This window comes from Shewanella sairae, assembly GCF_023283535.1.
GTDB lineage: Bacteria > Pseudomonadota > Gammaproteobacteria > Enterobacterales > Shewanellaceae > Shewanella > Shewanella sairae.
The window spans coordinates 1-10,987 of the sequence record NZ_JAKILT010000003.1 but is presented as its reverse complement, the minus strand read 5'-3'; the positions used below and the strand labels follow the sequence as shown (position 1 = coordinate 10,987).

8 protein-coding genes and 1 pseudogene are annotated in these 10,987 nt (G+C 40.0%); 5 read left to right on the top strand and 4 right to left on the bottom strand.

Annotated features, from left to right (window positions below):
• From L2748_RS01640 to L2748_RS01625, 4 genes are all read left to right on the top strand, one after another.
• The gene (locus tag L2748_RS01640; protein WP_373317220.1) at nucleotides 1-765 is read left to right on the top strand and encodes a class I SAM-dependent methyltransferase; all 765 of its coding nucleotides are present in this window, start codon (nucleotides 1-3) and stop codon (nucleotides 763-765) included.
• 243 nt (nucleotides 766-1,008) lie between these two features.
• Nucleotides 1,009-1,638: a TnsA endonuclease N-terminal domain-containing protein gene (locus L2748_RS01635; RefSeq protein WP_220781594.1), complete on the top strand. Its 630-nt coding sequence runs from the start codon at nucleotides 1,009-1,011 to the stop codon at nucleotides 1,636-1,638.
• Nucleotides 1,635-3,488, top strand: a complete 1,854-nt coding sequence (locus L2748_RS01630) for a Mu transposase C-terminal domain-containing protein (protein ID WP_220781593.1) — start codon at nucleotides 1,635-1,637, stop codon at nucleotides 3,486-3,488. Before L2748_RS01635 ends, L2748_RS01630 begins: the two co-directional genes overlap by 4 nt.
• A complete protein-coding gene (locus L2748_RS01625) occupies nucleotides 3,485-4,516 on the top strand; it encodes a TniB family NTP-binding protein (protein WP_220781592.1) in 1,032 nt (343 codons plus the stop codon). The genes L2748_RS01630 and L2748_RS01625 overlap by 4 nt, the downstream gene beginning before the upstream one ends.
• Here the strand turns inward: L2748_RS01625 and L2748_RS01620 are convergent.
• Nucleotides 4,498-5,898 carry a DEAD/DEAH box helicase gene (locus tag L2748_RS01620; RefSeq protein ID WP_220781591.1) on the bottom strand — a complete coding sequence of 467 codons (1,401 nt, stop codon included), beginning with the start codon at nucleotides 5,896-5,898 and terminating at the stop codon, nucleotides 4,498-4,500. The genes L2748_RS01625 and L2748_RS01620 overlap by 19 nt on opposite strands.
• Before the next feature lies 1 nt (nucleotide 5,899).
• Entirely contained in the window at nucleotides 5,900-6,427 is a 528-nt protein-coding gene (locus L2748_RS01615; RefSeq protein ID WP_220781620.1) for a hypothetical protein, read from the bottom strand.
• Nucleotides 6,428-6,647: 220 nt separating this feature from the next.
• On the opposite strand from L2748_RS01615, the gene L2748_RS01610 reads away from it, so the two are divergent.
• On the top strand, nucleotides 6,648-6,956 hold the full coding sequence (locus L2748_RS01610; RefSeq protein ID WP_220783439.1) for a helix-turn-helix domain-containing protein: 309 nt from the start codon (nucleotides 6,648-6,650) through the stop codon (nucleotides 6,954-6,956).
• A 55-nt stretch (nucleotides 6,957-7,011) separates the two neighbouring features.
• Here the strand turns inward: L2748_RS01610 and L2748_RS01605 are convergent, their stop codons facing one another.
• Both L2748_RS01605 and L2748_RS01600 read right to left on the bottom strand, forming a co-directional pair.
• Entirely contained in the window at nucleotides 7,012-10,134 is a 3,123-nt protein-coding gene (locus L2748_RS01605; RefSeq protein ID WP_220783438.1) for a type III restriction-modification system endonuclease, read from the bottom strand.
• A gap of 9 nt (nucleotides 10,135-10,143) precedes the next feature.
• Nucleotides 10,144-10,866, bottom strand: a pseudogene (locus L2748_RS01600) (DNA methyltransferase); the annotation flags it as partial.
• Between the last annotated feature and the right edge of the window lie 121 nt (nucleotides 10,867-10,987).

Genomic DNA, 10,987 nt, shown 5'->3' with positions numbered 1-10,987 from the left:
ATTGTGACCCGCATTTTCTTTAATCGCCATTACCCAACAATCGAATCCGCCTGCGAACGCTGGGGATTGGTTTATGATCCAGACGCCGAGTTTGAGTTGGTATTTGAAGATAATATCCTGACGCTAATTAAGCGTGATGAGCCGAAGCTAAAAGGCATTTCGGTGGATTTCGTTTCTGGCGCAGTGGCCCATCGCCGTAAATTTGGTGGTGGTCGTGGTCAATCAATCGCAAAAGCCGTAGGTCTTAAGCAAGGTGTCACACCTACCGTGGTTGATGGCACAGCAGGCCTTGGCCGTGATGCCTTTGTATTAGCAAGCCTTGGTTGCAAGGTATTAATGGTTGAGCGTCATCCAATAGTGGCTGCGCTATTAGAAGATGGCCTGCGCCGCGCCTATGAAGACGCTGAAATTGGTAGTTGGATGCAACAGCGTATGAGCTTGTTTCATGGCTCAAGTATTGACTCATTAGCCGATGCAGCTAAAGCGTCGAACACCGAAGTCGATGTGGTTTATTTAGACCCTATGTATCCGCACCGTGAGAAATCGGCTTTAGTAAAGAAAGAGATGCGCGTGTTCCAGTCTTTAGTCGGCGCCGATCTTGATGCCGATGGTTTACTAGCGCCTGCGATGGGACTTGCCACAAAGCGCGTAGTAGTTAAACGCCCTGATTATGCCGATGATTTAGATGGTGCAAAACCTAGCATGGTGATTGCCACCAAGAAAAACCGTTTCGATGTTTATGTAAAAGCGGCAATGACGGCTTAGTAAAATAAGTAAGAATTATTGTTAAAAAAGCTGTCGCTGAAAGCATACATTGACATAAGATAACCATAGCATGACAAATTTAAAGCATAGTTTGACATAAAATGGTGTTTTGTATTTTAAGTACACAATTCAATTTCATATAAATCAATTGCTTGAATTTAAAGTTAAAGCATAGACTGACAAATTTGACAAAATATCGAGCAACTATACACTAAGCGTACTGATGTCGCTCGAGTTTTGTCCATGTATATTCGGAATTTACGCAAGCCTTCGCCCAATAAAAACGTTTTTAAATTCGCGAGTGCAAAAGTGAGCGAAACGATAATGTGTGAGAGCACATTGGAGTTCGATGCATGTTTCCATCATGAATATAATGAGAATATCGAGACTTTTGGCAGTCAACCAGAAGGGTTTTATTACTGTTTTGAGGGTAAAAGATTACCTTATACACCGGACGCGATACTTCGCTATATTGATGGGACGACAAAGTTTCATGAATATAAACCTTACAGTAAGACATTCGATCCAGTTTTTAGAGCAAAGTTTGTAGCTAAAAAAGAGGCTGCTCGGCTACTTGGTACTGAGCTGATACTCGTTACAGACAAGCAAATCCGTGTAAATCCAATCTTAAATAACCTCAAATTACTACACCGATACTCTGGTATTTATGGCGTGACCGATATTCAACGTGAGTTGCTCCAGTTGATTCGAAAGTCAGGTAAAGTTCAACTTCATGATATTGCGAGTGAATATAAACTTCCGATCGCTGAAACCCGTTCTTTTCTTTATTCGTTAATGAATAAAGGCTTGGTCAAAGCTGATTTGAATCAAGACGACCTTACTTGCAATCCATCTATTTGGTGTAATACATGATGGACTTTGAAGATGAGTTCACAGAGTCTACATCTGCCAAAAAGCCAGATACCCCAGCTCAATACGTTAAGTTAGATGATACAGAGTTAGTTAAGCGAGATCTTGATACTTTCCCTGACTTCCTTAAAGAAAAAGCGCTCGATAAATACAAACTAATTAGTTTTATTGAGCAGGAAAACTCAGGAGGCTGGACGCAAAAAAAGCTAGACCCAATTCTTGATAAGCTGTTTGAAGGCAATACAGAAAAACGACCTAATTGGCGTACAGTGGTTCGTTGGCGTAAGAGTTATATTGATAGTAATGGAGATTTAGCCTCTTTGGTTGTTAAGCGCCATAAAATGGGCAACCGAAAGAAGCGAGTTGAAGGTGATGAGGTGTTTTTTGAGCGAGCGTTATCTCGCTTTTTAGATGCCAAAAGACCTAAAGTGACGACCGCTTACCAGTACTATAAAGATGCCATTACCATTGAGAATGAATCAATTGTTGATGGGAAGATCCCTATAATTTCCTATACAGCTTTCAATCAGAGAATAAAGTCACTGCCACCTTATCCTATTGCTGTCGCTAGGCATGGTAAGTTCAAAGCTGATCAGTGGTTTGCATATTGTTCTTCTCATATACCGCCAACTCGAATTTTAGAACGGGTTGAAATAGATCATACTCCACTTGATTTAATCCTACTCGATGATGAACTACTTCTCCCTTTGGGAAGGCCTTACCTTACTTTACTCGTTGATGTTTTTAGTAATTGCGTTTTAGGCTTCCATTTGAGTTACAAAGCTCCCTCTTATGTTTCTGCGGCTAAAGCTATTGTGCATGCGATAAAGCCTAAAACTCTTAACGATGTTGGAATAGAGCTTCAGAATGATTGGCCTTGTTATGGAAAATTTGAAACCTTGGTTGTTGATAATGGAGCTGAATTTTGGTCAAAGAGTTTAGACCATGCTTGTAAAGAAGCAGGTATAAATATTCAATATAACCCAGTTCGTAAGCCATGGTTGAAGCCGTTTGTTGAGCGTTTCTTTGGCATGATTAACCAATACTTTTTAACCGAGATCCCAGGAAAAACGTTTTCAAATATTCTAGAGAAAGAGGACTACAAACCTGAAAAAGACGCCATTATGCGCTTCTCAGTATTTGTCGAAGAGTTTCATCGTTGGGTTGTCGATATTTATCACCAAGATTCAGACTCTCGTGACACACGTATTCCAATAAAGCAGTGGCAGCATGGTTTTGATATATACCCACCGTTGCAGATGACAGTGGAAGAAGAAAAACGTTTTAATGTGCTGATGGGGATTACTGATGAAAGAACATTAACTCGAAATGGCTTTAAATTTGAAGAGTTGATGTATGACTCAACTGCATTAGCGGATTATCGTAAGCACTACCCGCAAACCAAAGACACAATAAAAAAACTCATAAAGATAGACCCTGACGATCTTTCTAATATCCATGTTTACCTAGAAGAGTTAGAGGGCTACCTCAAAGTGCCTTGTACTGATACCACCGGATATGCCAATGGCTTGAGTCTGCATGAGCATAAAGTGATTAAAAAGATTAACCGTGAAATTATACGGGAGACTAAAGACAACTTAGGTTTAGCTAAAGCTAGAATGGCAGTTCATGCTCGAGTACAGCAAGAGCAAGAACTCTTTGATGAATCCAAAACGAAAGCTAAAATCTCTGCAGTAAAGAAGAAAGTTCAACTCGCGGATATCAGTAACACAGGTCAAGGTACTATTAGGCTTGAAAAAAGTGACACCCTTTCAGTAATAATCAACAAACCGGAGCCGAATATCAGTGATATCCTCGATAACTGGGATGATGATATAGAGGGGTTTGAATGAATATCTTAACCGCTCATCAGATGGAGCAATTGCGCAGGTTTAGTGATTGTTTTGTCATGCATCCTCAAGTCAAAATCATTTTTAGTGACTTCGATGAATTAAGGTTAAATCGAAACTTTCAATCAGACCAACAGTGCATGTTGTTGACCGGAGATACAGGAGTAGGTAAAAGCCATCTGATTAACAACTATAAAAAACGAGTGTTAGCTAGTCAAACATATAGCCGTACTTCTATGCCAGTATTAGTCACCCGGATCTCAAGTCATAAAGGTCTTGATGCGACCCTGAGACAGATGTTAGCTGATTTGGAATCATTTGGTAGCCAACAACGAAAAGGGCCGAATTATAGAATAGATTTGAAAACTCAATTGGTTAAAAATTTAATTCGAGCGAATGTAGAGCTACTTATTTTCAATGAATTTCAAGAGTTAATAGAGTTTAAAACACCTAAAGAGCGTCAAACGATAGCTAATGAATTGAAATTCATCAGCGAAGAAGCAAGAGTTCCAATTATCTTGGTGGGAATGCCTTGGACTGAACAGATCGCTGAAGAACCACAGTGGTCATCTCGCTTAATACGTAAAAGAAACCTTGAATATTTTAGTCTTCAAAAAGACAGTAAATATTATCGTCAATATTTAATGGGGTTAGCCAAACATATGCCATTTGATGAGCCTCCAAAGATTGAAGATAAGCATATTGCAATACCATTATTTGCAGCTTGCCGAGGTGAAAATAGGGCATTAAGTCACCTACTGATAGAAACATTAAAACTTGTGATGGTGAGTGGTGACCGAAGTCTTGATATTCGGCATTTAGCTCAGACTTATAAAAAACTTTATGAGGGGCAGGTTAGTGGGTCTACTACAGCTTTTTTAAACCCTTTTCTTGAGCCACTAGATAAGGTCCTTATTTCAGAAGTTATTAAGCCATCTCGTTATAATCCCAATGCGATGACCCCTGATGATATGTTGATTAAGCGCGAGTTTTCAGCACCAGCGACCTTAGCTCAGTTACTTAGTAAATGAGTATCAAACATCCTAACTATTTGTTCCTTGTATCTGCCTAACAAGGCTAAATTGTAGTGGTTTTCTTGTTCAATATCAGATAAGTGTGACTGTATGCTAGGTTTGGTTAATAGCGTTAAACTAGATATTTGCAGGTTGTTAGTTTCATCGTGACTAAGTTCGTTTGAGCTTGAATTATTCGATAATACTAAATTGATTGGTAGCCGTGCTTTTTGACTAGTAATCACAGGCATTTCAGGAAGATCTTGACCAATACGATAAGCAAATTCAGTAAGCTTAGTTTCAGCTAAAGTGAATAGCCAAGCCTGTTGAATTTCATCAGAAGTGACTCGTAGTATTCGTCCTAATACTTGTCGATAATGCATTTCAGTTTTAATACTGCTCATATGACAGCAAACCTGTAGCCTCGGAATATCAGTGCCCTCAGAGATCATACCAACACTCACAATCCATTGAATATCGCTCTCTCTAAAAGATTTAATCGCCTGTGAAGGATGTTTCAACTTAGAGGTGACGATACAGGCTGTTTGCTTACAGTCGGTCACTAGCATTTGATAAAGTTGTTTAGCGTGCTTAATAGATGAAGCAACAATAAGTCCGCCAGCTAGGGGAGTGCTTTTACGAACATCTTCTAGCTTACTAACGCCTTTTTTAAGCATATAGTGCGTGATTTGTTGATTATTTAATAATGAACGGTAGCTGTATATAGAGCCTTCTAAAAGAGCTGCTATCGAGGTAAATGTCTCTGATTCTTCATTAATATCTAATTTAATTTCTTCATTATCGATGAGTGTAATATGCGGTTGCCTGCATACGCCGTCAGCAATAGCCTGCTTTAAACCATAAATAAAATCACAATGAACTGTATTATCGGGCTCAGTAAACCGTGATAGGACAATAGGTGCAGAGTCTGAACGCCAAGGGGTGCCAGAAAGGGCTAATGTATATCGGGCCTTATTTTGTATATTGAGAAGAACTTCTTCACCCCAAGCATTAGCATCATTAAGCTCAACTCCTTTTAAATGGTGCACCTCATCCATAATAACCAAAACGTTATGACTATTTAGAAGCTGCCAGAATTCAGCTGTTAAAGAGGGCATCGATTGGTAGGTATAAACACTACCAATTGCTCCTATTAAACCGTCAAAACGTTTATTTAATCGACGAGAAAATGTAGAACGGATGCTTTCATTGACCTCAGATGATGGTGAGAAGCACAAAACAAAATCAATAGTTCCCATCTCGATGAGTCTTGCTGATAGCTCGGCAGCCATAACAGTTTTACCTGCTCCAGGAGTCGCGAGGCACATAAAGTGGCTTTGTGACTGATAGAGGCTAAGCGCTTTATTTACGCAAGCTTGCTGCCATAACCTTAACTTCATGTCATAACTCCTCAAGCGCATTTATACCGGCTTCTATAGCCTTAATTTTGCCAACGATTGATGAGCTTAAGTTACGTGCTTCCATATAGCGGGAATATAGGGTTGTTTTAGTTTCAGGATACTCAGTAAATAACCGTTTAAATTCTTCTGCTTCACCAATGTGTTCAAGCAGGTCTATTTGATATTGATTAAGTGTGGCTTTGAGTTTTTGTAATTGAGCTGTACCGTGGTTCACCACATTCGGTTGTTGTGTCTGACGACGTGGTTTACTTGGGTGTAGGCGACTCTCATCAAAAGTTAATGTCTTAGAAAATAATACCTTTTTGCCATCAGTACGCTTTTCTAGGAAGCCAATTTGGCATAATTTGCTGAGTGTTCTATGCACTAGTTGGTTGGCATCTTTATTTTTTGCGGTAGGAGCTTGTTCTATGAACAACTTTTTTAACTCAATGGCGGTAAATTGAGACAGCGTTTTACTTTTTAAGATACTAATAAGTATTTTGTTTATACGGATTTTTGATTTGTTCACGGTATTTACCAATTATTAATAATTTCAATATGTAACGAGCCAATCCGTGACGTTTTTCTTATTGTTTTCCTCTACTTCATCATCCTCTTATCGATTCAATTCTTATCTAATTTGGCTAAAACTTGACAATGCAACCTAAAAAGCTAAGGATTCCTTAGTATACCTTAAGTGAAAAAACTAAGACAATCTAAGTTATCTAGGATCAGACAAAAATGAACTCGTGTCAGACAAACGAAATAGCCCGCTACCTCTTAGGCTCAAGCAGGCAAGAAAAGCGATGGGTATCAGCCAAAAACAACTGGGCATTCAGTTAGGAATGGAACCGGGAACGGCGAGCGCACGCATGAATCATTATGAGAAAGGCAAGCACACCCCTGATTACGCAACGCTAAAAGCGATGGCTGATGAATTAGGTGTGCCCGTTGCTTACTTTTTCTGTGAGTCAGAAAGCACAGCAGAGTTGCTGTGCTTGCTTGAAAAAATGAGTGAAGATGAAAAGGCTCAACTTGTTAAGCAAATAAAAGGCTAGAGGTGTCTTTAGCCTTTTTCTTTGCTCGTGAGTTTGTCAAAAACCGTTATTATTTTCACATCACCAAGCGTTTTAAATCGTCGTAGTTTACAACTACATCATACTTAACTTTATCTTTGGCAAACTTCTCGTTCACAGTTTCAAAGAAGCGTTTAGCACAGTCGATTTTTGCCAATTCAGTGCCTTTTAATTGCATTGACTGCATCGAGCCCTTGGTTTCTGCAACAAAGTAGACGTGCTTTACTGAACCTTCTACAAATGCAATTGCCCAGTCTGGGTTATAATTGCCTACAGGAGTTGGGATAAAGAAGCCACTGGGTAGTTTGGCATAGACGCTGATTTTATCTTTTGCAGTATCTAACTCTTGAACAAACTTTCGTTCAGTTTTTGAGTCTGTAACCACATAGTCGTAAATATGCCGCTCTAGCGGATCACCTGCATTTGAGAAGTCTTGTTTTTGATTCACAGTGAAGATATCGGTATTAAACTTATCTTCAAGTGTGTCATATGCAAGGTGCTCAATTACCATAGCCGCTTTCTGCTCATTAATCAGCGTTACTGCTCTGGCAATAAAGTCTTCTGGGTTATGCTGAAACTGCTCAAACACATGCGCACCAATGCCAGCTAAAATCTGCGCAATTGTATGTCGTTTTAGTTTTGTATCTTCAGCAACTTTACCTAGTAGATCATAAGTAACGCTAGAGTTGATCGAAGCTGTATATTCTGGCGTTTCTGACTCTTTAATTTTGAAACTTTGACCGGACTTAACCTGTTCGGCATCTACATTATCAACCTGTTCACCGCGCACAATATCAAACTGTAGTCGTTCTACCCTTAGTTTGTCATCTAGGACTGGAATCGCATTCTTTATCAGCTCTTGTGAGTCGAACTCAACGTTATAAATCGCTTTGTGATTAATTCTGGCCCATAACTCCTGAAACTCCTTTTTGTCGAAGTTTTGGTTAAGCGAGTTCAGCTTAGCTTTTCGGTCATCACTAATTTCTGGTAGCTGTGCACTAGAGTAAACGGAGTCTATAAGCTGAAATACCTGCTCAGCATAGGGCTGCAAAGCGTCAGGTAGGCTGGCTAATTGATCATCGCGTTTTGCTTGATGGTATTCATCAGTAATGCGGTCGTTATCATCGCTATAATCGTTTTTAAGCAAGTAACGGTAGATCAGCTTAGCTAAGTCAGCAGTAACCTCTACATCGCCATCAGTGGTTGCAAAAAACTTTCCAGTGAAATACTTCTCATCAGCAACTTTTGGCCTGCCTGATAATGACTCACTAATATCTCGTTGCAGGCCGCTAACAAAATCTTTATAGCTCTCACTTGCAACAACCGTTAACTGGTTTACCTCATGCACAATCGATGGGTGGTCGATACGCTCACCTGTTTGGTCAACGGCTAAACGTAAACCACGGCCAACTTCTTGGCGTCTTGAGATGGTATTGTCACTATGCTTGAGCATACAAATTACAAATACGTTAGGGTTATCCCAACCTTCACGTAGAGCTGAGTGGGAAAAGATAAACCGTGTTGGTTCTTCAAAGCTTAATAAGCGTTCTTTGTCTTTTAAGATTAAGTCATAGGCTGCGGTAGCGTTTTCATCATTGGCTAGACCTGCATCATCACCACGTACCGCAAACTTTGGGTCGATTAATCGTTTTGATTTTTTATCAATCGAAAAGTAACCTTTATGAACTTGTGTAGCTGCATCACGTTTGAGGTACTTTGCATAGGGTGTATCACCGTGCTCAGTTGCTAGCGGCATATACTCCAGCACTAAATTGTTGTACTCCTCTTCAAATACTCGTGCATATTCACCTTTTTCATCTTCAACGCTGTAATCTCTGTACTTGGCCACTTCATCAATAAAAAACAGACTCAGTACTTTGATGCCCTTACCAAATAAGCGTATCTCTTTATCTAGGTGTGCCTTAACCGCTTCACGAATTTGCATTCTGCGTAAAGCAGCTTCGTTTACATCACCACAGGCTTCACCAACATGTAACTCTGTGCCATTTAAGAAGCTAATAGTGTCGGTATTTGCATTGATGTCAGAGATGACAAAGTTGTCTTTATATTGCTCCAGGCCATCAGAAAGGTCATACAAGTTATCCCCTTTGCTCATCTTACGAATGATGCGCTTGATCGCTCCAGATTTAAGTTTTAGCTCAAATTCGAGGCGAGCGATAGGTGGCTTACTTGGCGATATTTCAATATTTTCAAGGTATAGGTAGGCATTAGTACCTGACAAACCTTTAGTTGTAATACCACGGACGCCAATTTTTTTAACCAACTTCTGGTTATAAGCATCGAGGGCATCTAAACGATATACCTTGTTGTGATCAGTTTTATGTGTGGCTGAATAACGAATGATGAACAGTGGATTAAATTCAGCAAAAGACTCAAGGGTCTTTTTACCCTCCATTTTTTGTGGTTCATCCAAAATCATTACTGGGCGGTTAGCCTTAATAACATCGATAGGGCGACGACTTTGAAAGTCATCTAGCTCTTCATAAATACGACGCGCATCTTTACCACGAGCATTAAATGCCTGCACGTTAATGATCATCACATTAATGCCACCGTCAGATGAAAAGCTTTCTAGCTGGTGCAGTTGTTTAGAGTTATAGGTAAAAAAGCGTGCGCGTTTACCGTAATCCTCTAAAAAGTGTTCAGCTGTGATCTCAAGTGACTTATGCACACCTTCACGAATCGCAATGCTTGGCACTACAATAATGAATTTGCTCCAGCCATACTGCCTGTTTAACTCAAAGATAGACTTTACGTAGCAGTAGGTTTTACCTGTACCTGTTTCCATCTCAATATCTAAATTAAGCGCTGCTCCTGGTTGGTAGGTTTTAGGCAGTACTTTGCCTTTAAGATCACAAAACTGATTAAGAGATGGCTTCGTTTCAATATTTTGATGGCGTTGCACCTGATGAAGATTAGTTAACAGTTGTTCCGCTGAGAGCTGGATATCAGCATTTTTAAAGGCATTTTCATCGAATGCAGCACTTTGCTGGCGTGCACCAGCATGATCTTGTTTAGCAAGGCCGGGGTCCATCTTATAGCGGCTAGCAGAATCATTAGGGAGCTGTCCCTTAAAGCAATCAACGACTGCTTGAACAGAATCCGCTTGGTAGGCTTGATGTTTAAACTTAAGCTTCATTTCCCACTCCTATATTGATTTCACATCTGTATGTGGGGAAAGCTGCTTAAGCACTTGTTCAACATTAATCTTTGCACTGTCAGAAGCAAAGCCTGCATCACGGAAAACAAGGCGCATAGGCCCCTCTCTGCCAGAGTCGTTGACAAGTGTTTTTACAAAGGCTTCAGTGATACCTGCACTCTTGTCGAAACAGGCAACTAAGGCGTTGTCAGCAACATAAAATACTGCTTTACCGTCAATGGTTTCACGTTTAATCGGCAGACTTAAATCGACGCCCCAGTCCAACATCACCTGGAACAATAAGTCTTCTTCGGTGCGATCTTCTTTGACATTATCGACTTGAGCAAATAGATCTGTTTGGGAGATAGCATCAGGTTTATAGTAAACTTCGGCCATGTTAGAACTATCTATCTTTAAGACCCTGAAACCAATATCTATGTGCTTAAGTGGATCTGTACATTCATTTGAAACTTGATTTCCTGATGCTTTTATTCTGTCTTTACTTAGTTCTGCGATTGTTTGGTATCCTGCTTTGAATGCCAGTGATTTTTCATTACACGGCTCTGGCAATTGAACCATAACAAAGCGCCTTCGTAGTCCATCATTTAAATTTTGGAGCATAACTGCATGGGCTGTCGTCGATGAGCCCGCAAAAAAGTCCATTGCTATATCTTCATCTTTATTGCATATCCAACCCACAATTCGCTCAATTAATTGGGTATTTTTTTCAGTATCAAACTTAGTTTCAGAGCCACTTAATAGTGATCTCTAGTACTAAAACTAGACACGGCACTAAGCAATGCTCTTTAGTTCGAATGCTTCTGGGCTGAGATAGCCATTCGCACTATGCCTT